The sequence below is a fragment of the Verrucomicrobiota bacterium genome, assembly GCA_016200005.1.
In the GTDB taxonomy this organism is placed as follows: Bacteria; Verrucomicrobiota; Verrucomicrobiia; order Limisphaerales; family PALSA-1396; genus PALSA-1396.
On sequence record JACQFP010000024.1, the window covers coordinates 15,410 to 40,965 of the forward strand.

The 25,556-nt window shown below is 58.1% G+C and carries 21 protein-coding genes and 1 pseudogene; 9 read left to right on the forward strand and 13 right to left on the reverse strand.

Annotated elements, in window-relative coordinates; all coding sequences use genetic code 11:
* Nucleotides 1–55 precede the first annotated feature (55 nt).
* The 5 genes from HY298_08935 to HY298_08955 are packed head-to-tail and all read right to left on the reverse strand — an operon-like array spanning nt 56 to nt 5,576.
* Nucleotides 56–1,129, reverse strand: coding sequence for a hypothetical protein (locus HY298_08935; protein MBI3850399.1), 1,074 nt, complete (start codon nt 1,127–1,129; stop codon nt 56–58).
* 22 nt (nt 1,130–1,151) lie between these two features.
* Nucleotides 1,152–2,699 carry a sugar ABC transporter ATP-binding protein gene (locus HY298_08940; protein ID MBI3850400.1) on the reverse strand — a complete coding sequence of 516 codons (1,548 nt, stop codon included), beginning with the start codon at nt 2,697–2,699 and terminating at the stop codon, nt 1,152–1,154.
* 56 nt (nt 2,700–2,755) lie between these two features.
* On the reverse strand, nt 2,756–3,814 hold the full coding sequence (locus tag HY298_08945) for a sugar ABC transporter substrate-binding protein (protein MBI3850401.1): 1,059 nt from the start codon (nt 3,812–3,814) through the stop codon (nt 2,756–2,758).
* A complete protein-coding gene (locus HY298_08950; GenBank protein ID MBI3850402.1) occupies nt 3,780–4,730 on the reverse strand; it encodes an ABC transporter permease in 951 nt (316 codons plus the stop codon). The genes HY298_08945 and HY298_08950 overlap by 35 nt, the downstream gene beginning before the upstream one ends.
* Before the next feature lie 9 nt (nt 4,731–4,739).
* Nucleotides 4,740–5,576, reverse strand: coding sequence for a glucose 1-dehydrogenase (locus tag HY298_08955; protein ID MBI3850403.1), 837 nt, complete (start codon nt 5,574–5,576; stop codon nt 4,740–4,742).
* A gap of 278 nt (nt 5,577–5,854) precedes the next feature.
* On the opposite strand from HY298_08955, the gene HY298_08960 reads away from it, so the two are divergent.
* From HY298_08960 to HY298_09000, 9 genes and pseudogenes are all read left to right on the forward strand, one after another.
* Nucleotides 5,855–6,841: a C-terminal binding protein gene (locus HY298_08960; GenBank protein MBI3850404.1), complete on the forward strand. Its 987-nt coding sequence runs from the start codon at nt 5,855–5,857 to the stop codon at nt 6,839–6,841.
* Between the two features lie 239 nt (nt 6,842–7,080).
* Nucleotides 7,081–8,175: an Ldh family oxidoreductase gene (locus HY298_08965; GenBank protein ID MBI3850405.1), complete on the forward strand. Its 1,095-nt coding sequence runs from the start codon at nt 7,081–7,083 to the stop codon at nt 8,173–8,175.
* Between the two features lie 44 nt (nt 8,176–8,219).
* The gene (locus tag HY298_08970; protein ID MBI3850406.1) at nt 8,220–9,023 is read left to right on the forward strand and encodes a C-terminal binding protein; all 804 of its coding nucleotides are present in this window, start codon (nt 8,220–8,222) and stop codon (nt 9,021–9,023) included.
* Between the two features lie 14 nt (nt 9,024–9,037).
* Entirely contained in the window at nt 9,038–9,808 is a 771-nt protein-coding gene (locus HY298_08975) for a glucose 1-dehydrogenase (GenBank protein MBI3850407.1), read from the forward strand.
* A gap of 29 nt (nt 9,809–9,837) precedes the next feature.
* Nucleotides 9,838–10,644, forward strand: coding sequence for a fumarylacetoacetate hydrolase family protein (locus tag HY298_08980; GenBank protein ID MBI3850408.1), 807 nt, complete (start codon nt 9,838–9,840; stop codon nt 10,642–10,644).
* Between the two features lies 1 nt (nt 10,645).
* Nucleotides 10,646–11,596: an NAD-dependent epimerase/dehydratase family protein gene (locus tag HY298_08985; protein MBI3850409.1), complete on the forward strand. Its 951-nt coding sequence runs from the start codon at nt 10,646–10,648 to the stop codon at nt 11,594–11,596.
* A 57-nt stretch (nt 11,597–11,653) separates the two neighbouring features.
* On the forward strand, nt 11,654–12,862 hold the full coding sequence (locus HY298_08990; protein ID MBI3850410.1) for a hypothetical protein: 1,209 nt from the start codon (nt 11,654–11,656) through the stop codon (nt 12,860–12,862).
* Nucleotides 12,863–13,322: 460 nt separating this feature from the next.
* A complete protein-coding gene (locus tag HY298_08995; protein ID MBI3850411.1) occupies nt 13,323–14,357 on the forward strand; it encodes an FAD-dependent oxidoreductase in 1,035 nt (344 codons plus the stop codon).
* 386 nt (nt 14,358–14,743) lie between these two features.
* Nucleotides 14,744–14,962 (forward strand): annotated as a pseudogene (locus HY298_09000) (transposase domain-containing protein).
* A gap of 258 nt (nt 14,963–15,220) precedes the next feature.
* On the opposite strand, the gene HY298_09005 reads toward HY298_09000, so the two are convergent.
* The 8 genes from HY298_09005 to HY298_09040 form a co-directional block, all read right to left on the reverse strand.
* Nucleotides 15,221–15,643 carry a hypothetical protein gene (locus HY298_09005; GenBank protein MBI3850412.1) on the reverse strand — a complete coding sequence of 141 codons (423 nt, stop codon included), beginning with the start codon at nt 15,641–15,643 and terminating at the stop codon, nt 15,221–15,223.
* Nucleotides 15,640–16,554, reverse strand: coding sequence for an alpha/beta hydrolase (locus tag HY298_09010; GenBank protein MBI3850413.1), 915 nt, complete (start codon nt 16,552–16,554; stop codon nt 15,640–15,642). The genes HY298_09005 and HY298_09010 overlap by 4 nt, the downstream gene beginning before the upstream one ends.
* A gap of 288 nt (nt 16,555–16,842) precedes the next feature.
* Nucleotides 16,843–16,992 (reverse strand): hypothetical protein, encoded by a 150-nt coding sequence (locus HY298_09015; GenBank protein ID MBI3850414.1) that lies wholly within the window; start codon nt 16,990–16,992, stop codon nt 16,843–16,845.
* A gap of 43 nt (nt 16,993–17,035) precedes the next feature.
* Nucleotides 17,036–18,298 (reverse strand): 2-oxo acid dehydrogenase subunit E2, encoded by a 1,263-nt coding sequence (locus HY298_09020; GenBank protein ID MBI3850415.1) that lies wholly within the window; start codon nt 18,296–18,298, stop codon nt 17,036–17,038.
* An 18-nt stretch (nt 18,299–18,316) separates the two neighbouring features.
* On the reverse strand, nt 18,317–20,338 hold the full coding sequence (locus HY298_09025) for a dehydrogenase E1 component subunit alpha/beta (GenBank protein MBI3850416.1): 2,022 nt from the start codon (nt 20,336–20,338) through the stop codon (nt 18,317–18,319).
* Between the two features lie 1,008 nt (nt 20,339–21,346).
* The gene (locus HY298_09030; GenBank protein MBI3850417.1) at nt 21,347–23,158 is read right to left on the reverse strand and encodes an IS1634 family transposase; all 1,812 of its coding nucleotides are present in this window, start codon (nt 23,156–23,158) and stop codon (nt 21,347–21,349) included.
* A 454-nt stretch (nt 23,159–23,612) separates the two neighbouring features.
* Nucleotides 23,613–24,932, reverse strand: coding sequence for an MFS transporter (locus tag HY298_09035; protein MBI3850418.1), 1,320 nt, complete (start codon nt 24,930–24,932; stop codon nt 23,613–23,615).
* Nucleotides 24,933–25,110: 178 nt separating this feature from the next.
* Nucleotides 25,111–25,548, reverse strand: a complete 438-nt coding sequence (locus HY298_09040; GenBank protein MBI3850419.1) for a hypothetical protein — start codon at nt 25,546–25,548, stop codon at nt 25,111–25,113.
* Nucleotides 25,549–25,556: the final 8 nt, after the last annotated feature.

Sequence of the window (25,556 nt, forward strand, 5' to 3'; positions counted from 1 at the left end):
CTCGCCCCGCAATCAAAACGCTGTTGGCCCTTTCTCTCCGCCAGACACACGATTTTCATTCCTCCTCTTCTACCCACGGCGTCGGCGTGAGCAAGGTTTTGGCGATCAGTTCGATTTCCGCCTTCCGTCCGCGAAAGGCCCAGACCTGCGCCTCGTCATCGCGGCGCGTGCAACCCGTGCCATGGCCGATGGCGGGGCTGTGGTATTCCAATTCACTGAACGCGCCGAGTTGACTGTTGATGTTGCACGCCTGCACCGCGAAGCCGAAGTCGTCCGTTTCCGTCCACGGCACGTCCACGTATTCGCCCGAAGGATTCACGACAAAGTTGCGGATGATCAGAGCCCACTGGTCGCCGGCTCGATGGAGATAGCCGATGCGGTTGCAAACCGAGACCGCGCGGATGCCGATCTTGTGCTCGCCTTTCTGCCTCATGCGATAACGGATCAGGTGGTCCGTCGTAATCAAATCCTGCGGCGGGATGGTGCCCACGGTGCTAAAGAGTTGGCGCGGTTTGGAGCGGCTGAAAGTCGGGATCAAAAGGTCGCCGCCGTGCGGCATCTGGATGAGATTCCAAAGCCCGACCTGGTCACGCGTTCGCCGACTCGCCCCGACGAGTTCCAGCGACGTGGATTGGGTGTAGCCGGCATACGCGATGCCTTGGAGCTTCAACCCGCGCTCGTGGCGCAACGGATTTGCCGCCGGACCAAAGCTTTTTGTGATCTTGAGACGCAAGTCCTTCTTCGACCGCGAAAGATTTACGGTCAACCGGTTCACTAGCTGGAAACCGTTCTTCGTTGCCACCGCCTGATAGCGACCTGGATCAAGCGAGCGTTGCTGAAAGTATGGGTCGAGCTTCGGAAAGTTCGGGAAGAACAGGTCCACTTCCGACGCGAGCCAGGTGCGGTCACCGCCCGAGTTGTGCCACTGATCGCTGGCATAGAAATCCCTGGCCGACTTCACGGACTCCAGCGCCGGGTGCGTCCAATAGAAGTTTTCATCGCTCTTCGCTGGGAACAAGCCGAGCGCGCGGCCGCCGTAGGGCAGCACCAACAGGCGCGCGCCATCCGAAGTCGTGTAAACCTTCGTCGGCTTGCCGACTGTCCTCAGAACATGGTTCAGCTTCTTCATCAAGTCTGGCCGGCGCCGCGGTTCACGAGGCCGAAGGGCTCGTCAAGTCTTGGCTGGTGGGGAAATTTTGGCGGCCCTGGGTCAGTCCCGTCGCGGCCAGCATGAGGCGGTGTTCGCTCGCCTCGGCTTTGGTGAATTGGTCGGCGAGTTTTCCCCGGGTCAGAACGATAAACCGATCACAGAGCGCCAGCAGTTCGGGCAGTTCCGAGGAGATCACCACCAGAGCGATCCCCTGGCGCACGAGGTCCATCATCAGTTTGTAAATCTCGTTCTTCGCGCCCACATCCACGCCCTTGGTTGGTTCGTCGAGCAGGAGCACCTTCGGATTCGGCAGCAGGACCTTGGCGAGCACGACCTTCTGCTGGTTGCCGCCGCTCAGCGTCGCAACGGACGTGGCGACAGATGGCGCGCGAATGGCCAGCCGATCTTTGTAGTCGTTGGCCAACTGGGTTTCGCGCTTCCGGTCCAGCACCTGAAACCGCGAAACCGCCGCCAGACTGTGCAGGGTCACGTTCTCCCGGATGGCGAAGTTGAACAACAACCCGTCTTGTTTGCGCTCCTCGGTCAGCAGGCCGATGCCGTGGTTCTTGGCATCACGCGGATTGCGGATCCTGACCTCACGGCCCTCGATGAAAATCCGCCCGCTACACGGGAGGCGGCCATACAAGGCGTTCACAATTTCGCTCCGACCGGAACCAACCAGCCCGCCGATGCCGAGAATTTCCCCACGCCGCACGGCGAAGCTGACGGCCTCAACGACGTTCTTGTTGGCGATGTGGGGATGAGGCACGGTGAGGTTCTCGACGCGCAGCACTTCGTCCCGGCCGACGGCGGAGTCGCGGGCGGGATAGAAGTTTTCGATTTTGCGTCCGATCATCGCCGACACGATGTCGTTTTCGTTGAGCTGGCTCCGGTCAAAATGCGCCACGACGGCGCCGTCACGCATCACCGTCGCCCGGTCGGCCAGTTCAAAGACCTCGCTCAGCTTGTGAGTGCTGAACAGCGAGGTGACACCTTGTTGTTGCAGGAGGCGCAGGATGCGAAACAAATTCGCCGCTTCATCCTGCGTCAGGCAGGCCGTGGATTCGTCAAGAATCAGCACGGAGGGGTTCGTGGACATGGCCCGGGCGATCATCACCAACTGCCGCTGACTGGCGTTGAGCGAAGACACCAACCGATGGGGATCGAGATTGATGTTGATCTGTTTTAGGAATTGCGCCGCGCGCGCAAAAAGATTCCGGAAACTGACGAGGATTCCCCGAGCCGCCCAGTGGCCGACGAAGATATTCTCCGCCACCGTGAGACCTTCGATGACGGTGATCTCCTGCGGGACGTAACCGATCCCCTTGCGCTGGGCGTCATGCGGCGAGTGGAGTTGGATGGGCGCGCCCGCCAGAATGATCTCGCCCTGAAAAGTGCCGGCGGGATAAACGCCATCGAGAATCTTCATCAGCGTGGACTTGCCGGCGCCATTCTCGCCCAGCAACGCATGGATGTGCCCGCGCCGGACTTGCAGCGTCACGTCATCGAGCGCCCGCACTCCCGGGAACTCCTTGGTGATGCCGCGCATCGTCAGGATGTCCCCAGCCATCTGGTCCGAGCCATTGGTCACGCGGCTGTCCACGGTCAACGATGGATGGCCGCCTCAACCTTGTCGAGGAGGGTGTAGTAGGGCTCAAGTTTGTCTTTAGTGATGAACGCGGATGGTAGCTTCGTCCACCAGGGAATCTTCTCGCCGCGCACAACTTTGTCGAGCAGTTCCGCCGCGCCGAAAGACTCTTCCCACAACTGCTGACTGACCACCGCATACACGGCACCGTCTTTCACCAGATCCAAATTGACCCGCATGTAATCCATGCCCACGGCAATGATCTTGCGTCCGGCCTCCTTTTGCGCCCCCGCGCAAGTTGTCGGGCCGCCGCCCGTGGTCGAGAGAGCCGCCACTACGTCCGGATGGGCCTGCAGCATTGAAACCGCTTTCGAGATCGCCTTGGCGGCATCGAATCCTTCTTCCTCGGGTGCCAGCACCTTCACTGCGGGATACAAATCGTTCATGGCTTTGGTGAAGTTCTCGGATACCGAATTCTCGGTCGTGTTAAAGGAACCTTGTGTAATGGCGACAGTGCCTTTGCCGCCGATGGCCTTGCCAATTTCCCGCGCCGCTTCCTTTGCATACGCCGCCGGATCACAACTGATAATACCGGTCGCGCCCGGCACCGAGCCTTCGGGTATTGGGAAGTGCGGAAGAATAATTGGCAGTCCGGTCTTACCAACCTTCTCAATGAGAGGATTCCAAGCAGGACTTCCGGTCCAGATGGCGATGCCCGCCGCGTCGCCCTTGGCCAACGCCTGTTCAGCCAGCGCAATCGTGCCGGCAACATCCGGGCTGTCTGTACCGATGATTTCCACTTGGTAGCCAAGCTTCTTGCATCCCTCGCTAAAGCCGATCTGTGTCAACTGATGGGTCGGATGACCCTTCATCGGCTGCACCCAGTAGAACTTCTTTCCGATCGCTTTTGGTGCTGAGGACTCTGGTGATGGTTTGTCGCAGCCACTCAGCAGCGCGACCAATCCAACCACCCCAAACCACTTCATGCTTCGTATCATCTTCATATTGCTTCCTTCCATTAAGTTACCGACCACGTCACCTTCACGATATCTTGGTGCGCCGCCGCAGGAGATCAACGCCCACCGCGAGGATCATGATCACGCCCACCGCCACGGTTTGCCAGTGGGTGTTGACGCCCGTGACCACCAAGCCGCTGCGGACGACCTGCATGATCATCAAACCCAGAAACGTCCCGGTGACCGTCCCGATTCCGCCGAAGAGGCTGACGCCTCCAATCACCACCGCGGCGATGACATCCAGTTCCCAGCCCACGCCGATCTCCGGCTGGCCGACATTGAGTTGGGCCATCAGGAGCATGCCCCCGATCCCAGCCAGCGCGCCGGTCAGCATGTAACAGTTCAGCTTCACCCAATCGGTGTTGATCCCGGCGATGCGCGCCACTTCCTTGTTGCCGCCGGTCGCGTAAACCATCCGGCCGAATACCGTCTTGCGCAGACAGAAATCACCGATCAACACTGCGCCGATAAAAATGACAAACGCCCAGGACAAACCCAGCGGTTCGGCCCGGCCAAACGCTTTCAACGAATCAGGAATGGGATAGATCGGATAACCTTTGCACAGGAGATAATTGAAGCCGCGCGCGATGTAGAGCATGCCCAGGGTGGCAATGAAGGCGGGGATGCCAAATCGAACCGCAACGATTCCGTTGATCAATCCGGCCACGCATCCGAGCAGGATTCCAGCCGCCAAACCGGCTTCGACCGGCCAACCCGCATGTTTCATGAGCCACGACGACACGACCGCGCACAAACCCGCCACCGAGCCGACCGAAAGATCAATCTCGCCCGCGATCATCAGCCACGTTTGCCCCACCGCGATGATGCCGACAAAAGCCATGGCCCGCAGCATCGAAGCCACACTGTTGTGGCTTAGAAATGAGTGGCTCATGCCATAGAACACCAACGTGCAAACCACGAGCGGGACGAGCACGCCCAGTTCGGGAACCGCCCATAATTTACGCAGGGTTTTCAATCGGGTAATTCACACTCCCGGCACGTAACCGGCGCCGAATTTAGCGGTGGAAGGATTCCGAAAATCCGAAATCAGCGACATCAACGCCGTCGTGCCCCCGTCGGCAATGATCGTCTGCCCGATGATGTAGCCCGCCGCATCGGAGCAGAGAAACACGGCCAGTTTCGCGATCTCGACTTTTTCGCCGGAGCGGCCCAACGGGACTTTTTCGTAGGCGACCTTGCGCGCGTCCTCTTCGTTGAAGCCAGGAATCGCCATGGCATAATTTTCCACCGTCACCCACCCAGGCGCGATGGCGTTGACGCGAATGCCCTTGTGCGCCAGTTCGACCGCCAGGGAGCGGGTGTAGGCGATGATCGCCCCCTTGGTGCCGGCATAGACTGAATGTTCGGGTGCGCCGGAGACGCCGTGGATGGAGGTGATGTTGCAAATCGCTCCGCCGCCATGCTTCAACATGTCTTCCGCCACGACTTGGGTGAGGAAGAACTGCCCGCGGATGTTCACATGGTAAACCGCGTCGAACTGCTTCGGGGTCACGGTGAGAAAGGGCCGGTTGAAAGTGATGCCGGCGTTGTTCACGAGGCAATCCACGCTCCCGAGAAAGTTAATGGCCTGTTGGCCCAGGGATTGGGTCTGCGTCACGTCGTTGAAGTCGGCCCGGAACGCCTCCGCGCGCCGGCCCAAGGCTCGAATTTCCTGGATTGCCGAACGCGCACCCTCGTCGTTGCGCGAGTAATGGAGCGCCACATCCGCGCCTTGGCGGGCAAACTCCAGCGCGATTTCCCGGCCGATACCCGTACCGGAGCCGGTTACCAACACCCGTTTGGAGATCTTTGTTTGATTCATGCTCTTCTTGGAGTTCTCCCTTGAATAATATGATTTCCCCAGCGCCCGGACAAAGCTGGACCATATCCCGATTCTTGATTCAACTGAGTCATCTTCTGTTAGTTAAACAGCGGTCAGCGCCAATCGCCTGCTTTTTTCGGCTGTATTTCTCTTTTTTCCCCTGCCTTTCGACAGCACCTTTCGAAGCGGGAAAAACGTCGAAAAAATCGGTTAAAATAACAGGCGGCCCGTTGCGAAAGAGTTAACATCAACTTCAATCGAAACAACCAAATTAAATTATGAGCGTCGCCAAACCCGAAGTCGTCATCACCGACTGGACCTTTACAGACCTCAACATCGAGAATCAACTTCTCCAATCGAAGGACATCGAACTGGTCAGCAAACAATGCAAAACCGAGGCCGAACTGATCTGGTTAGTCTCCGACGCCGATGCTGTCATCACGCAATTCGCCAAAATCAATGCGAATGTCATTGGCGCGATGAAGAAGGCACGGGCCATCGTCCGCTACGGGATCGGCGTGGATAATGTGGACCTCGAAGCGGCGCGTAGCCGCAATATCCCGGTCTGCAATATTCCGGACTACTGCATGGATGAAGTCGCCGATCACACGCTGGCTTTCGTTCTTGCCACCACGCGACAGGTTGTTCCGAACACGCTCCATCTGCACGAGGGGAAATGGGGGCTGCCCGTTCCATTGACAGCCATGCAAACTCTCAAGACCCTGACCGTGGGTGTGATTGGATTCGGCCGCATCGGTCGGGAGGTCGTGCGCCGGTTGCTGGCGTTCAAGTGCCGCGTGCTTCTGTTTGACCCGGTCGTTCCGGCAACGGAAATTGCCAAAGCCGGCGCGGAAGCCGCCGCTTCGCTGGACACACTCCTCGCGCAAAGCGACATTGTCACCCCCCATTGCCCCTCCACACCAAAAACCCGACACATGTTCAACACAGAAACGTTCGTGCAGATGAAATCCGGCGCCATTTTCATCAACGTTGGCCGTGGTGACCTCGTGGACAGCAACGCACTCGTGACGGCCTTGCAGAGTGGTAAGTTAAGCGGTGCGGCGCTGGATGTGTTCGACCCGGAGCCCATTCCAGCGAACAATCCGATTCTCAAGATGCCAAACGTGATTCTCGCAGCGCACATCGCCTCGGCCAGCCCGGCGGCAGTGAAGCGGCTGCGCGAAACTGCGGCCAGCATTGCTGCACTCGCTGTTCAGGGGCAGCCGCTGCCCAATATTGTAAATGGAGTAAAATCGCGGGCTTGACCATAACGGACGGCGCGACCGCAAATCCCATTGCTCGCGTCACAATGTTGGCATGCTGGCATTCTGGCATTCTGACCAATAAAATAATCACGATTGCGTGAGTCAACTGCAAAAAGAGTTGAAAAACAGACGAAAAGCAAAGGCACAGCAGACCCCCCGCTTTACAATCGGAGCATGTGTCATGCGCTTGAAACAAGTTTACGCCGCATCGGCGAGCATCTTTGCACGGCAACTCTTTTATGATCAGCAGCACGCCAAAAGCACCAAGCTCGAGCTCTATTGTCTCCTACGAGGCGTTGCATCGCTTCACCACGAAGGCATTTCAGCGAGCTGGCTTGTCCGAGCCCGATGCCAGGACCGGCGCGGATGTGCTCGCGCTCACCGACGCTTGGGGAACATTCACCCACGGAACGAAATGTCTCCGCGGTTATTTGCGCCGGCTCAAAGCAGGTGGCTTGCGCGCCAGTGCCCGACCTGCGATCTCTGCCGAAGGCCCGGCATGGGCCATCGTCAACGGTCACTCCGCTCTCGCAATGGTCACGTCAGTCTTCGCGATGCGCACCGCGATTGCAAAGGCGAAAACCTGCGGCATTGCTTATGTCGGCGTTCGGAACAGTTGCCACTACGGTGCGGCCGGCTACTACGCATCATTGGCGGCAGATGAGGGACTCATCGGTCTGAGCATGGCCAACGACATTCCGTCAGTGGCCGCCCCCGGCTCGCGCGGCGCAATTACCGGCAGCAACCCCATTTCTTATGCGGTGCCAGCGGGTAAACATCGTTCCATTCTGCTCGACATGTCCGTGGCCACTGTGGCGGGAGGGAAGGTTTACGCCGCCCGCACGCGCAGTGAAAGCATTCCGAACACCTGGCTCATTGGCAAAGACGGCAAACCCACGACTGATCCGAGCGGTTACCCTGAAGTGGGTGCGCTTCAACCGGCCGCTGGCCACAAAGGTTACGGCATTGCGTTGCTCATCGAGACCTTGACGGGAATCCTGAGCGGAGCATCGGTGACTTGGAAAGTGGGCAGTTGGTTGTGGGATGACGGCACGAAGCCCACTGATCACGGGGCGGCCTTCATCGCAATTGACGTCAACACCATCATGCCTGCCTCAGAATTCACACGACGCGTCGAAGCGCTCGTGGATGAGATTCACCGAGCCCCTCGAGCTGACAGCGTCGAACGTCTCTACGTGCCGGGTGAAATGGAATGGGAACGACATTCCCGCGCCGTGCGGGAAGGCATTGTGCTGCCATCGGATGTCGTAGATAGCTTGAGGGACTCGGCGGCGATGGTTGGGCTCAAGCTCGAAGAGTATTTGAAAATCTGACGCGACGTCTTGACAGTTTAGCAAGAAGCGGGACAAGAAACCATATGCATACAATCAAGCCCCGTGTTGCCATCATTCGAAACTGCGTTGGGCTCGAATCGGTCGATATCGATGCAGCAGAGAAGCGCCGAATTGCGGTCTGCAATTTGCCCGCTTCCGGGACTCAAGAGGTCGCCGACCACGCAATCATCTTGGCGCTGGCATTTTGCCGTCGACTTTGCCCGAGTGAAGCCGAGTCGAAGAAGGTGGGCGGGCTCATCAAGGATGAATCACAAATGCTGCGGTTGCGCGGGTTGACTTTTGGAATCATTGGCTTGGGCCGCATCGGCACCGCCACAGCACTGCTGACCAAAACCTTTGGCTTTAAGGTTTGCTTTTACGATCCTTATCTGCCGACCGGAGAGGATAAGGCGGCGGAAATCGTCCGTTCTCGCACACTTGAGGAACTCCTCCGTCACGCTGACGTAGTATCCCTGCATTGCCCTTTGACCCGGGAAACCCAACACATGATTGGCGAGCGCGAGATGGCATGGATGAAGCCAACTGCTTTCATTGTCAACACGGCGCGCGTGGCGATCATCAAGAAGGCTGCAATCCTGGCTGCCTTACGAGAGGGCCAGTTGGGCGGCGCTGGTTTTGGCGTGACTGAAGATGAAGCGTTTGAAGCATTCAGTTCCCCGGAAGAGGCGACCACACCAAATCTGATCGTGATCTGTCACGCGGCGTTCTCCTGCGTTGAGGCAAAAAAGGAAATGAGAACCACTTCGGCTCGCATTGCGCATGCGACGGTTTGGGGCGAGAGCCTTGAGAACGTCGTGCATGCAAAGCAGATGCAATCCAGAAAATAGCTAATTTAAAACTTATGTTCTCACTCCAAGAGAAAGTCACCATCGTCACCGGTGCCGGGTCGGGCATCGGAGCGGCCATTGCAGAATGCTTTGCCAAAGCCGACGCGCTGGTTTATGTCGCCGATTACGATGAAGCCGGTGGCGGGAAAATTGTGTCCAGAATCGAAAAAGAGGGCGGCAAGGCGAAGCTCGCGGTTGTGGATGTCACGAAGGAAGCCGAGTGCCAAACGCTCGTGAAACGTGTGCTGGCGGAAAATTCCAGTCGGTGCGATGTGCTGGTAAATAACGCGGGCGTCGGTCACGTGGGCACAATCCTCACCACCGAACCCACAGATCTCGACCGACTCTGGAAAGTCAATGTTCTGGGCACCTATTTTCTCAGCCGCACTGTACTGCCATCAATGATCGAGCGCCGCGCCGGCTCGATCATCAATCTTGGTTCCGTCGCAGCCGTCATCGGCATGGAATCCCGCCTCGCTTACACGGTTACCAAACATGCGGTCCTAGGCATGACTCGTGCAATGGCCATGGATCATGGCGCGACGGGCGTGCGGATCAATTGCATCTGCCCCGGGCGCACGCAGACCCCGTTTGTGGAGAAGCGTTTGCGGGAATACGCCGACCCGCAGGAGTACATGAAACAAATGGTCGCGCCCCACGCGCTTAAGCGGCTTGCGCAACCCGCGGAGATCGCAGCCGCGGCACTCTTCCTCGCGAGTGATGAATCCGCCTTCGTCACTGGTAGCGCCTTCGCTGTGGATGGAGGTTACACGGCAGGCAAGTAACGATTTCTAATCAACTCATACTCAAATAAATGAAAATCATCCGTTATCAAACCACACAGAACGAAATAAATTACGCATCCCTGCAACCCGACGGCAGCACGCGAGAAATCAACGGAGACATCTTCGGACAGTTTGAAGTCACGGGAAAAACCGTGAAGCCCCATAAGCTGCTTGCCCCGGTCGCGCCAGTGAATCTTTTATGCATCGGGTTGAATTACCGCCGGCACGCCGAGGAGGGAAAAGCACCCATTCCGGAGCGTCCAGTATTGTTCATGAAGGCCACGTCTGCGGTGCAAAACCCAGGCGACCCCATCGTCCTGCCCAGGCATCTCCGCAGCGACGAGGTGGATTACGAGTGCGAACTGGCCGTCGTGATTGGCAAACGTTGCAAGAATGTATCGCGCGAAAACGCCCTAGACTATGTGTTCGGCTACACTTGCGCCAACGACGTCAGCGCCCGCGACTGGCAGATCAAGTGGGGCGGCAGCCAGTGGTGTCGCGGCAAGACCTTCGATACTTTTGCGCCTCTCGGCCCCTGCCTTGTATTAAAGGATGAGATTCCCGATCCGGCTGCATTAAAGATCCGCACTGTGCTCAATGGCCAAGTGATGCAGGACTGGCGCTGCGACGACTTCATTTTCGACGTACCCTCGGTCATTGCCTTCCTGAGCGGCAGCACAACGCTGCTGCCCGGCACGGTGATTCTCACGGGCACCCCGCACGGCGTCGGATTCGCCAGAAAACCTCCGGTGTTCCTCAAGCCCGGCGACAAAGTGACCATCGAGATTGACCGAATCGGCGCTTTGAACAACCCGGTTATCGCGGAGGATGCATAACATGTCCACATGCCTGATCACAGGCGGAGCAGGCAACCTGGCGTGCCAGTTGTCCTGGACGCTGTCGCAGCAATTCGAGCGCATCGTTCTGTTGGATGTTGCCCCAGCGCCGATTGGCAGCGTGGCACCGAACGCGGAATTCGAGCGCGGTGATCTGCTCGATTCGAAACAACTCGATGGGGTATTCGACCGCCTTCAGCCAGCCACGGTGATTCATCTGGCCTCATTGCTTTCCGGAAACTGCGAGCAAAACCGCGTGCGCGGCTGGCAAGTAAACATGGACGGCACCTTTGCGCTGTTCGAGACTGCACTACGTCATAAACGCCCGACCGTGCTATTTGCAAGCACCATTGCCGCTTTTGGTGGCCAGCTGCCAGAAGTTCTGACCGACGACACACCGCAATGGCCGGACGGTCTGTATGGGGTCACGAAAATGGCTGCCGAAAGGCTTGGGGTGTATTACCACCGGTGCCACGGACTGGACTTCCGCTGCCTGCGTCTGCCAATCACCGTGTCGCGGCACGCGCCCCCCGGTGCTGCCAGCGCACTGGCGTCGCTCGCTTTCATCGAGGCGGCGCGGAACGCGCAATTTACTTTCCGATCGCGTCCGGACTCGAAGCTCGCACTCATCTACATTCGCGATGTGCTTTGCGGCTTTGCCGATCTGCTAGCCACTCCCGCTTCCCACCTTACGCAACGCGTATACAACATTGGTGCCATGACCGTCACGCCGCGCGAGATCGCCAACGCAATCCTTCGCCGCCTTCCAGAGGCCGTGCTACGCTTTGAACCGGAGGAAACAGTCGCCGCGTTGCTCGCAAGCTGGCCCGGGGTGATCGATGACAGCGCCGCGCGTCGCGACTGGAACTGGCATTTTGAGTTTGACCTCGAACGCACGGCAGATGATTTTCTCTCCCAGCTTCGACAGGAGTTCACACCCAAGACTGCCTGACATACGAGGCCTAGCACCAGACCAATGAACGACGTTTGCAAAATCAGCCGACTTCGGATGCATCCGAATTATGAGCGACTCGCCGACCTGACCTGCGACAGCCATGTTCGCGGGCGCGCTCCTTCGGGGATTAATGACCGTGACATCGCCTTGGCGCGGCTTTACAGCCACGCCTTTCGCGGCCAAGTCATAGGCGCATTTCACGCCACTCGCCGTGCTCTGGAGAGGATTCCACCCAATGATCGCTTGGCGGCAGCCCACTTGTTGCGCGCCGATGAGTTGCTGGCTGATCTTGCCAACCGTTCCATGGACACGGTGGGGAATGACGTGCGTGCGCTTATCTCCACTTTCCATCATTATTGCACACACGTCGCCCGTACCGTGGACGCGCTGGACACGGCCTGCGAACTGGAACGCAATGCCGGGTTGCGGCGCATCCGCGATCTTTTCGTGGGACACATGGAAGCGATCACCGCCGGTAACAGCCTGCGTCTCACGCGCGATACCGAGGCTCCAGAACAAGGCAGCTTCGTGGTTCCGAACCTTGGCATCACGATTGTGCCGCTCGTTTATGGCGACCACCACTCGTGGAATCTCGCGTGGCTTGACGGCGCACGTTCAGATGTTCCCTACCACCTCCACCGGGAAGGTGTGGAAATCCATCTCGGCTACTCGCCCATACATGGCTACACTGTTCTCGGCGACTACAAGGCTGAACTCACGGAGGGTTATGCGATGCCAATTCCGCCCAACACGCGACACGGCTACACCAACATCGGCAGCCAAACGCATCACGTTCCATTCATCTTCGGTTCGCTCACCTGCGGTGGTTGGGGCGTATTCCTCGACGTCGAGCCGCAGCCCTGCGAACTTGACCAGCTTGAAATAGCCCCTCTGCTCAGCCACAAGCTCAATGGGACCGTCCATTTGGAGCGCGAAATCGCCAAAGTCGTTGACCGTTACTCCAGCGTCCGTTACCCGATCATTCCTGCGGAAAGGACAGACCGCGATGGCGTGGGCGGACTCGAACTTTCCATCGCCCGGGTGACCGCGCGAGGGATTGAACTGCGCCCGGATCGATTCTGCGCCGTTTCCGTGGTCCGCGGTCGCGGCATACTCGTGATGGCCAATGAGCAAATCGAGATCGCCGCCCATGCCCATTTTGGCATCCCCGCCGGCCTCACGGCCACTATTACTGAGGTTGGGACTGAACCTCTGGTGCTCCTCGACGCCATCCTTAGGCCCGCCGACCGACGGTCTCGATGATGCGCGGACTATTGCCGACTCGAGTGCATGACATGAAGCCAAAAGCGAGGAGTTGTCGGAGAGCTCGTGACGTTGAACCCAAGATAGGAGAAGATTATGGAAAACTATGACATCGTTGTGATTGGAGCAGGTCCGGGCGGTTACCCGGCTGCGATTCGCGCCGCCCAACTCGGCGTATCGGTAGCCATCGTCGCGCGGGAGGAATTGGGCGGCACCTGCCTGAACTGGGGTTGTATCCCCACAAAACTTTTCATCGACTCGGCGAAACTCTGCCACTCGGTTTGCAAAGCGGAGTCAATCGGCATCAGGGCTGGGAGCCTCACACTTGATTACCCGGCGCTGGCGAGCCACAAGGACAGAACAGCAGCCAAGTTACATGGCGGTGTTGGACAGCTTCTCAAAGCCAACGGCGTTAAGGCATTCAGGGGAACGGCCTCATTTCAAAGTAGTGATCGCATCGGTGTTACTTCGCCAGGAGTGCCGCCAATCGAACTCGGCGCCGGAAAGTTCATCATCGCGACCGGCTCCACTTCCTCTCTGCCCACTACACTTCCGAAGCACGAGAGTATTCTGGAGAGCCGCGCTTTTCCTGGCGCTGACGCAACTTCCTGGAAAACTGCTTGTGTTGGGTGGTGGTTACATCGGATGTGAACTGGCCTGCATGGCGGCACAGCTTGGGGTACAAGTGACGATTGTTGAGCTGCTGGAGGACATTTTGCCAGGCTCGGACTCCGACATGCGCCGCGAAGTTCGCAGGTCAATGGAGGCGCTTCATGGTATTCGGATTCTCACCGGCAAACCGCTGGGCAATATCCAGACGACAACGAACGGTGTTTCGGGGCAGTTCGGCGACCAGAAACTCGAAGCGGATCTATTGCTCGTAGCAGTCGGACGCAAACCCGTGACGGAAGAACTCACGCTTGAAAAGGCGGGTTTGCGGCCGAACGATCGTGGTTTCATTGAGGTCAATGAGTTTGGCCAGACCCGCGTTCCAAGAATTTACGCCATTGGCGACGTAAATGGCGGGACGCAACTGGCCCATGCCGCCACCTCCCAAGGCATCATCGCCGCGCACGACGCCTGCGGCAGGCGATCCGGCCGAAATGAAACCGTGATTCCCGGCGTGATCTTTACGTCCCCGGAAGTCGGTGTTGTCGGCTTGAGCGAACTGGACGCGCAGAAACGCAGCATCCCGGTAAAGGTCGGCAGGTTCCCGTTCGGTGCGTTGGGTCGCTCAATTGCCAGTGGCAATGTGGTTGGCTTTGCCAAATGGATTGTCTGCGACCGCACCGATGCTCTGCTCGGCGCGGCAGTGGTCGGCCCCCATGCAACGGAGTTGATTGCCGAAGCGGCCATCGCGATCCGTGCAAAGCTCAAGGCCAGCGAACTCGGCGCGACCATTCACGCGCACCCAACATTCGGTGAGGCTTGGATGGAAGCCGCGCACTCGGTTTGCGGGGAGGTCATTCATGCACCCCCGGTCAAGAAAGCATGAACAGCTAATAGGCGGCCGACGTGCTAAGTATCGTACAAAAGAACTAACAATCCAAATCCTGATTCTGGCCCGTTTCTCCCGGCTCGAAGTGTTGAACCGTCTTGTGCATCTTGGTCTCGTACCTGTGTTCTGTAAGCCTCCGGTGAGCTACAGGCTACAGCCTTGGCGACCGAAGTCAGGCAGGTTTCCAGTGGGCGGGCAGGAGCGTGGACAGCTCGGACTGTTTCATCGCCGGCAGACGCTGCAACACGTCGGCAGATACTCCCACGGTTCTATCCCGCGCCGGCGACAACTGACGATGAGCGTGTAGATCACCGCCGCACGCCAAGCGGCTTCGGGATGCCCGATGAACAACCAGTTCTTTTTTTATCGAAAGCTTTCGATAAAAAAACTGGCTCTTCGTCGGCGAGGCTGAGGCCGGAGCACGCAGCGCCATCATTTACACCGTCATTGAAAGTTGCCGCCGTCGTGGCCTGGATCCCTATGCTTATCTGCGTGAAGTGTTCACCCGCCTGCCACACATGACCAACCGGCAAATCCCGGAAGTCACCCCAGAAGCCTGGAGTAAGACACGGCATTCGCTGCAACGGCAGGCAACATCATAAACGTCAGAGCATAGATCTCCCGCCTCTATGACTCCGCTGCTCTGACTCGTCAAGACGGTCCTCCGCGTGACGCTTACAGGACATTTGCGTTGCGGGCTCAAGCGGTGGCACACCGGCGGACATTGCCGAGACCCTACGACTAACTTCGAGCGAAGCAATCGAGGTCAGCCGGCACATGACCATGGTGGGCAGCCTGGACCAGTTCCCACGCGCACTGGAGCTGATCAAGAACACCGAAACAGATGGCAAAATTGTGCTTTATCCACAGATTCGTTCGACCTCGCTTCGCCCTGCGAAGAACTGGACCAAGGCGGATGAAGAATCATTTCTCGCTGAGCGTACTCGGTGATTCCTTGGTTGGATGGTCTGCACGAACACGGTAAGCACCAAAATGAAACCCCACGCGATGAGGATGCGCGCAAACCATTTCCACGCGCTACACCGTTCGACGAGCAGCACACCGGGGATTTCCAAAATGAGATAGCCGATGAAGAAGATACCGATGCCCACGTCGAAGACTTCCTCGCAAAACTTCAGGTCGTCGGCCATGCGCAGCTTGGCCAAGCCGACCTTGGCGCGGTCAAAACACGTTGCAATGTAGAGGAGAAACACCAAGGGCCGCACGGACCATGGAAACTTGCGGCGTAGCGCATTGACCTCTCGCGGTGTGATGAGTGTCATGTGCCCCGATTTTGCAAATACCTGTCAAACCAATCGACAAATGCATTAATGTCTTCGGTAGACTTCCAAAATTCTCCCCAACCATGTCCCTTCCCGGGCCGCGCAAGTAATTCGACATGCACTGCACCCGCTGCCCTGGCACACTGCGCAAAACTTTCTGACTGCTGGATTGGAACCCCCGGGTCCGCGTCGCCATGGATGATCAACGTCGGTGGCAGATTCGAACTGAGAAAGTTGATAGGAGAAATTTCTCGGCCCAGTTCTTGCCGTCCGGCCGGCGTGGAGGCGCGGGGGCCAAAGGCGGCCCGCATCGATGCTATTGTGCCAAGTCCGACGGCATCGATTCCAAGGCCGCCCCAATTCAGGAAATCAGTCGGCGGAAAGAAGCAGGCTACCGCTTGCACGGCACTGCTCTCGCGCTCAATAGGGTCTGGTGAATCTTTAATTCCTGCTCTGCCTTGGGCCGCGATCATGAGCGATAAATGTCCTCCGGAACTGGATCCCGTGATACTCAAACGATCGGGTCGGATGTCAAACTTTCCGCTATTATGCCTTACGAAGCGGACGGCCCGATTCACATCTTCGATTATCTCGGTGATTGTGAATTTCGGCTGCGAACTAGTCACAACGGCAAAAACGGTGTACCCGCGGTCGAGGAACGGACGATAGTAATCCGGTTGGATCGTGACCATGTTCGGATTGGCCTTGCTGGACATCCAACCACCGTTGACTAAAAAGATAATGCCACAGGCATTCGCGTTGGTTGGCTGGAATACATCCATCGTGAGAACTGTCCCAAACTTGCGGCCATAGATCACATCCTCCGTGCGGTGGACCGCCGGGCCGCACCACGCGGTACTCCACGAACACGCCAACAGCATACTGATCCAGCCTCGAGTGGATTTTTTCATAAAGTTATGATTTCAACACCATACCGCCACTCCTCGCGACCATTCGCGAGAAGTGCGAAGTATGGCGGGCGTTGGAAACCGTAAGCAACCAGACGAGAATCGTAAGCGCCCGCCCTTCGAAAGCATATTCATATCTGATTTACCAAGATTACCAAATTGGAATAAAATGAACTCGACCTCCAGCCCGGCGGCGCGGGCCAGCGTCACGGCGTGATCGCGCAGCGCGTCACGCAGAGGTTCGGCGAAAACGCCCAGGTCGAAGCAGCGGATGCCGGCTTGGTGGAGCTGTCACTCCAAAGCGGCGGTATGACAAACGTCCAGCAGGCTGCCGGTGATGACCACGCGATCAAAACAGCCGAGTTGACCAGCGATCTGCGAGGCGTAACGGGAAACCAGCGCACTGGGTTCGGAAATGGCAGTGGCAGCGGTCGTTTCCATATCGCCCAATTTGCCCCAGCCTCTTGGTTCCGGCTACGCCGCGTTAGTGTCTCGCTCCGTCGTCAACCAGCGCTTTCGGGGCTTCCAGCAACTCTACGATCCGCCCCAGGAACTCGGCGGCTGGCCCCCCGTCCAAGACACGATGATCCACCGACAGGCAGAGCCAGATGGTGGTGCGGATTTCGAGACGACCTTCCACGACATAGGGCCGCGGTATGGCACGCCCCACCGCCAGCATGCTACTTTGGTGCGGCGCGATGACGGCCGCAAATTCGTCGGTGCGTGTGGTGCCAAGATTTGAAATACTGGTCGCACCCCCTGCAAGCATCTCGGCGTTGAAGCGGCCTGTCCGCACAGCTTCGACCAATCGCGCCCGCTCTTTGGCGAGTTGCACGAGGGATAGTTTCTGGGCGGTGCGAATGACTGGTATCAACAATCCATCAGGCAACCCCACGACCACGCCGACGTCGGCGTCGGCATAGTGCTCGATGCCGTTTTCCTGCCAAACTGCGTTGGCCGCCGGGAAATCGCGCAGTGCGAGTGCCTGTGCACGCAAAAGAAAATCCGTCACCGTAACTCTGACACCGCATTCTCTTTCCACAACTTCGAGCAGGTGCTCCCGCATTTTGACGAGTTCAGTCGCGTCCACTTCTGCGCGGAGGTAGAAGTGGGGAATCGTCGAGAAACTCAGCGCCGTGCGCTCGGCGATGCTACGGCGCATGATCGAAACCTGGCCAACGCTGGTGGGAGCAGCTTTACGGGCCGGTGATGCAATCGCAGCCGTGCCCTGACTAGCGGCTGCCTTCAACACATCGGACTCGATGATCCTCCCTGTGCGTCCGCTGCCCTGCAGGCGGGTTGGGTCCACCCCAAGCTCCGCTGCCCGGCGACGCGCGCGCGGACTGATAACGGGCGCTACCGCCATTTCCGGATGCTCGATCGTGGCTGGGAGTGAAACGACGAGAGGAATGACCGAATCAACTTCTGGCGAATCGTTGCGTGGTTTTTCTTTCTGCGCAGGCGATCCTTGGGCTGGTGTTGCGCCACTCTCAACGGTCTCATTTTCCGCAACGAGATAGCCGATGCACTGCCCCACTTTTACCACGGCACCGGGTTGCGGGGCATCCTTCGGAATACGCAACACTCCGCTGTCCGTGGCTTCAACATCTTGGGCGGTTTTTTCACTCTCCAAGGTAAACAGCGGCTCACCGCTTTTGACTTGCTCGCCATCTTGCTTGAGCCAGCCCACGAAATTGCCTTCATCCATGGACCAGCCGAGCCGCGGAATTATGATTTCGATGGGCATAACAGTTTCGGTCCCCGGTTATTCGCTGCACAGATCACGGATGGCCTTCGCGATCGCGTCAACGTCGGGCACCACCGCGCTTTCGAGCGAAGGACTGTACGGCGTGGGGGTGTGCGCGCCGTTAAGACGGCGGATGGGAGCATCCAACTCATCAAAGCCACGATCGGCGAGTTGCGCCGCGATCTCCGCGCCGATGCCGCAGGGCCCAAACGATTCATCCACGATCAATAGCCGTCCGGTCTTGGCCACGGAGTTCAAAATGGTTTCGACATCCAACGGCGCAACGGTGCGCGGATCAAGCAACTCAACCGAGATGCCCTCCCTGGCCAGAACTTCACACGCCTGAAGCGTCTTATGCACCATCAACGCCAGCGCGACCACCGTCACATCCGTTCCCTCGCGAACCACCGCTGCCCTTCCGAATTCGATGAAGTATTCCCCGGTTGGAACCGGGCCTTTCACGCTCAGGAGTTCGCGATGTTCGAGGAAGAGAACCGGGTCGTCGCAATTGAGCGCCGTCTTCAGCAAACCTTTGGCGTCCTGCGGGGTCGCGGGCACCACAACTCTGAGTCCGGGAAAGTGCGCATACATGGAGTAATAGCTGCCCGAGTGGTGCGTGGCCGCCGAGTGGCCGATGCCAATGCAACCCCGCAATAAGATCGGCATCTTCAACCGACCGCTGCTCATGTATTGCATCTTGGCGATTTGGTTGATGATTTCGCCCGCCGCATCCAGAATGAAATCCGCGAACATGAAATCCACGACGGGCCGGGTCCCGCTCATCGCAGCGCCGCAAGCCAGTCCCATGAAGCCGCGCTCGCAGATCGGCGTGTCGCGTAGGCGCTCGGGTCCATAAATATCAAACAGCCCGGCCGTCGTGGCAAAATTGCCGCCGCGGTGACCGATGCCCTCACCCAGCACAAAGATTTTCGGATTTTTTGAGAATTCTTCGGTTAACGCCTCCAAGGTGGCTTTCATGTACGTCAGCACCCGATCCGATTTCGAGGGCTTGGGCAAACCCTCATCGCCGTTACGAGAAATTGGCCTTGGAGAGGAAACTGAAAAAATATGCTGGGTGGCTGATTCGGCGGCAGGTACCGGGCTGTTTTCGGCAAACTTGTGCGCTTCGTCCACGAACGCATTGATCTCCTTATCAATGCAGGCAAGTTCAGCCGCTTCCGCCAGTTGGTTTTGCAGCAAATAATCCTTGAAAAAGGCGATGGGGCATCGCGTCTTCCACTGGTTGACTTCTTCGCGTGTCCGATAGCCAAACTCGCCCATTCCTTCGGCGTGGGCGCGAGTCCGATAAGTCTTGCACTCGATCAAGGTTGGACCGCCGCCGCTCCGCGCGCGATTTACCGCCTCTTGCGTGGCTTCCTGCACTGCCAGCACGTTGTTTCCGTCCACTGCCACGGCGGGCAGGCCATAGGCTATCCCATGCTCGGCTACGTGTGGGTTGCCGGCCGAATAAGCAAATGGGACCTCCGTTGCGTAATGATTATTCTCACATACGAATAGCAACGCCAGCTTCCAAATGCTGGCCATGTTTAGTCCCTCATGAAAGGCCCCGTTGTTGACGGCACCATCGCCAAAAAATGCCACGGCAACATGATTGCTCTTCAGCAGTTTGAAGCTGTAAGCCGCACCTGCCGCTTGCAGAATACACGGTCCGACGATGCCGCTGGTGCCCATCATTCCGACTTCGGGCGCGAACAAATGCATGCTACCTCCCCGTCCCCGAGAGCACCCCGTTGCCCGGCCATACAGTTCCGCAAAGAGTTGTTGCGGTTCAAGGCCCTTGACCAGCGCGTGCCCGTGTCCGCGATGAGTGCTGAAGACCATGTCGCCCTTGTTCAGTTCGGCGCTGACCCCAGTAGCAATCGCCTCCTGGCCAACATAGGTATGGCAAGCCCCGTGGATTAAACCGCGCTGATGCGATTTGGCGAGCCGTTCTTCACAAAGCCGGATCAAAACCATCTGACGATAAAGTTTGACCAAACCCGATTTCCTAACTGGTGGTTCAAGTATGGTTGCTGACATAAATTAAATAGGATTCTCCAGCAGCGCCTTGGCTGCCGGGCGAATGGTGGAAGGTGAATGACGAAAAGTCCAAACTTGGCTGGTGTCTTCGCAAAAGCCTTCGCCGTAATGCGACCGAGGCGTCATGCCGCTTGTAAGGACTGGCGAGAGGCAATTCAACTCGTTGAAGTCGCCCGAAGCGCGGCTCTTGCTGTGTGGTAGACACCTTGATCCATTTTATGCTCCAACATGTCATATTGGTTCCAGTGTAAGTTCTGCATATATAAACCGCCTATGTTTTTAGGCGATTTCCATATCATTTTTCACCGAAGACCCATGTCGCAAACCGTGTCTTACCGGGTTCATTTTTCTGGGTCACCTCGTATGTGACCCGATATCGAGTGTTCGATGCCGTCTCGCACTTTGGGACGGGTTGGATCAAATCCTACCGCTCCGCACGCTGCCGCAGACAGACCCAACCGGTTCGAACGCCATCCATTGGCGACTGGTGGATGAATGATGTCTCATGTCATATGTTGGACCCCATGCACTCTGACGGTCTTACCGAATGGCATCGCGGATTCCCGCGAATGGAGAAGCGTGGGAAGAATATTACGAACCTTTGCCGCTACACAGTCGCTGGTCAGCTTATAACGCCTGACTGGGAAGCGGACGTCTTCAGGGGGAGGGGTTCGGACGGAACAAAAACCCCTTCCGCGGAGATACTGCGGAAGGGGTGAACCCAGACCCATGAACCCAGACCTAGTTACAAATCATCTCAACTGCGGTTTCCTTCTCTTGGCCAGAGTACACATTTTTCATAAGATTGCTCCTGATTACTGATGTGGTCGTTTCTGGTCGTTTCACTGTGGTAGCACCACAACACAACGACCGTTGGTCGTCTCCCGTTTTTCGTTCATTTTTCGTTCTTTTTTCAACGTGTAAGAGTACTAACCCAAATTTCATGGATGAGGTGGGGGTGGAGGCGTAAGGCGTTAATTTGCAGGTCAACCTTCAAAAAGGTCTCCACTACATTTTTGACTTCGTCTCGCGGCGTTTTCTCCCCGGACCAGTCGGCGCCGAGCGAATGCGCGGCGGGGGTTGCGGCGGTAAGTCCCAGCCGATTTTCTCCAGCACCAACCGTTGCGCCGGCTCGGGTTGGGTGTAGCGCGGCAGCACCAGTTCCCGTCCGTCGGCCAGCGGCAGATGCACGTCCAACATCAAGATCGCCGAGAGCGTCGCCAGCACTTCCCGCGGGGTCAGGCCCGGCGCGTGGGCTTCCAGGCGCTTGCGCAACGTGACCTGCAGGCAGTAGGCCAGAAAGCACACTAGGATGTGCGCCTCGATCCGCGGCTCGATGTGGTGACGGACCGGGCGCAGGTGCAGGTCGCTCTTCAAGGTCTTGAAGACGCCTTCGATCTCGCCCAGTTGCAGGTAGCGTTCCCAGAGCGGTGCGGCTTGGTCGCCGGCGCCAAAGGCGCGCAACAAGGTGTAGCCGTCGCGTTCTTGGGCTTGCTTCAACTTGTCTTTCAACAACTCAAACTGGAAGGTGTCGGGGTTGACCGGCTGGCGCGCCTTGGGCAGGGTGATCTTCACGAAGCGCCACGCGCCGCCGGCTGCTTGGTGCGCGGCGCCCAGTTTGTGCAGCAGGGTGTCGCGTTTCCAGGGGCGCTGGCGCACACGACGCAACGCGCGCAGGGTGCGCAAGAGCCGCGCGAGTTTGCGTCGGCGCATCGCCACTTCTTTGGCGCGGCGGTCCTGGCTTTGGACCAGCACATACATTTCTTCGCCGTGGGCCAGGAGTTTGACTTCGATCCCGTCGCGCAGTTTTTGCCAGGGAACTTTTTCGAACTCGGCGGCAAATTGTTTCCAGCGGGCGCGCGGCGCGCCGACCAGATAGGAGACGGGCGGATCGCTGGCGCGCATTTCGGCCAACACTTCTTCGGTGGGAATGCCCCGGTCCATGACCCAGATGCGGTGGGCCTTGCCGTATTGGGCTTCGATCTTTTGGAGGAACAGGCGCAGCGTGGTTTTGTCGCTGGTGTGGCCGGGCATGATTTCGTAGGCCAGCGGAAAGCCTTCGGCGCTCAGGACCACGGCGATGACCACCTGCCGACAGTCGGGACGCCGGTCGCGGCTGTGACCGTGTTTGGCCTTGGGCGCTTGCTCCATCTGGCCTTCGAAATAAGTGCTGGTCAGATCGTAAAGCAGCAGATCGTAGGTGGCGCCGAAGAGGTCCTTCCAGCGGGCTTGCAAGTGCGTGAACAGCGCGGCGCGGTGCGCGTCCAGGCGGTCCAGACATTCGTAGAGGCGGTTCTTGGCGGCGAGGGCGAAGTCCTCATCCAGCAACTGGTCCATGGCGCTGGAGAGAAACCAGCGACGATGCAAATGCCACTTGCTGCCGGGAGACACCAGTTGGCGCAGGGCCAGCAGTTCGAGGACTTTGAACCACGGCACCTGGGCTTTGCCGTCGGGCAGGCGCTCGCGCCAGAAGGGAGTCAGTTGAAGTTCATCCCACAAACGGCAGGCCAGCCAGCAATCGCCGAAGGCGCGCGGCTGTTCGAGGGTCAGTTCGGAGAGTTTGACCTGGAGGCCGTTGAGGATGTCGGGCGGGATGGTGCGGTCTTCGGGGAAGAGACAGATTTGTTCGGTGAGCTGGGTGGCTTCGTTGAGCGCGTCCAGACTCTTGCGCCAGCCGGCCTGCTGGGTGTCATTGATCTCGCCGAGATACAGGACCGTGCGTTGCGTGGTGTGACCGGCGCGCAGGCGGCGGTTCTCGACGACGCTCCAGTAGCGATGCGTCTTGCCGTCCTTTTTGCGGGTGTTGAAACGCAGGAACATCTTTTGGCGGGCAGCGTATCATGGCGGCGGCCCGCGATGGAAGGGGCTGGGTCTCCACTTGGGGGTTTTGGAAAAGGCGGGGCTTGTCGTGCAAGCCGTTGCGTCGCGCGAAAGGCGAAAAAAACTGAAAACCGCCTCGCATCCATGAAATTTGGGCTAACCCGCTTCACGTCGAGTCAACCAATGCGAAAGTAAGAGGCGGTTAGAGCAAAGGATTTCTGATTTATTGGCAACAGTTTGCGGTTCGAGTCGGGTGCATGAATACCAGAAGGGCCGTGCTTATGGCAGGTGCTTCAAGCGGATTCTGTCGGGCGACTCCTCCAAGTCGGAATTCATCTCGTCTCCGCACCATGATCCATTGCTCTTTCCAAAAGCTCTATCGGGCGCGGTGCTTTTCAGAACCACAATGACGCGAGCTGTGTGAATTCAACCAGCACGACAGGGCCTGAGGTCATCACCCGCTCTTTCGATCAAGCGGACGGAAATCGCCAGGTCTGTCTCGCATCTCCTGGACAAATGACACGAGAACGCCGCCCAACAGGTAGCAGCCCGCGAGTAGTACAAGACACGCACGTTCACTGAAGCCGTGCGTTCTGAGCCAGCCAATGTTGTAGTTGCCGAGGTAGCCGGCGAGGTTGGCAGCCATGTTGATGAACCCAATACTGACTGCCGCGGCCGATGCTGTCAGCGTGACAGTCGGCAAGGTCCAGAAAGGTGAAGGCCAGGAGAACGCGGCGAATCCAGTAAGGCATAACCAGCCCATCACGAGCCAGAATGGCTGGCTGGGGATCGTGCTTCCGATCAGGAACAACGCCGTTAACTCCTGCCCCGCGACGCAATGCCATTTGCGGTCGCCCGTCCGGTCGGAGGATTGGCCGGCGAGGAACACACTCAAGAGGCCACAGGTGTAGAAGAGGCCGCTGTAAAGCAGCGCGTCAGAAGTGGAACCGCGGGATAGACTCTTCACGGTCGTTGGCAGCCAGAAAGTCAGCCCGTAGCCGCCCACGTTCGTCGCGAAGATGCCGAGTGAAAGTAGCCACACGTTCCGCAAACGCAGTGCGTGCCAGACACTCACACGGCCCTTTGCCTCCTTGACCCGGGCTTCGGCTTCGAGTTCGGCGGTGAGATGATTTCGCTCCTCAGTCGTCAGCCACATCGCGTCGCGTGGACGGTCCGTCAGGTGGAACAGCGTCATCACACCGAGCAACACCGCGGGCAGACCTTCTAGAATGAACATCCATTTCCAGCCAGCCAGTCCCAGCCAGTTCACTTTGAGCAACAGCGCCGACACCGGCGCGCCCAGTGCAAGGCTGAATGGCACCGCCATGACCAAGCCCGACAGCGCACGCCCCCGGTCACGGTTGGCGAACCAATGTGTGAAGTAGACGATGATGCCGGGAAAGAAGCCGGCCTCCGCCACGCCGAGCAGGAAACGCGCGATGTAGAATTGCATGGGCGTCTCCACAAAGGCCGTCAACGACGAGATGAAACCCCACGAGATAAGAATCCGTGCAAACCACTTGCGCGCGCTCCAGCGTTCGACGAGTAAAGCTCCGGGGATTTCCAGGATAAGATAGCCGATGAAGAAGATCCCGAAGCCGAAGCCGAACACAGCCTCGGAAAACTTTAGGTCGTCCGCCATTGCGAGCTTGGCAAAGCCCACGTTTGCGCGGTCGAGGTAGGCGACAATGTAGAGCAGGAAAACGAACGGCATAACGCGCCACGCCACTTTGCGGCGGAGCGCGGCAGGATTGATGAGGGGAGATGAAGTCACGAGGGGTCAACCACCGGAGACCTGGAACAAAGCGTCAATTGACGACTGGAACACGTGGGGTGGGCGATAGTTGCCGGTGAGGCTGGCTGATTGCCCATTTTTGTGCGATTCGTGGTAAGTTCTCACTACATGAGCTGCCGCCCATCACACGTGGGCCAACGCAGAGAGCGGCGCAGTGTCATGGAGTTTTCTGATAGTTAATGATTCCTGCCTCAGCCGGTTCATTCTTGAATTCTTCACCGAGCACCGCATGCAAAAGAGCCAACCCACCCACGGCCCGCATGTTGTTGTCCGGCCCATCCACACCGTGTTGCTTTATGCTCGGCCAAGGAAAAGCCCGGCATTCGTGGCTCAATCGAAGTGTGGGTTGAAGTTCAGGCGTCATGCCCCATGGAATGCCCCGCTTGCTGACCCACCCTTTCCATGACTCGCGCGCCAGATCCATCGGATCGAGTGTCTTCGCGGCCGTGACGAACAAAGGCGGATACGAAAGAGGCTCCTTGACCGTGATACTCCGCAGCGCCGCAGAGTGCACCGGTGCGTCGTTGCCCTCCGCCACATGGCTCCACATGCAGCAATGGATCAAGAGTAGAAAGGCAACAGTCTCCTTATTCATGACGGTCT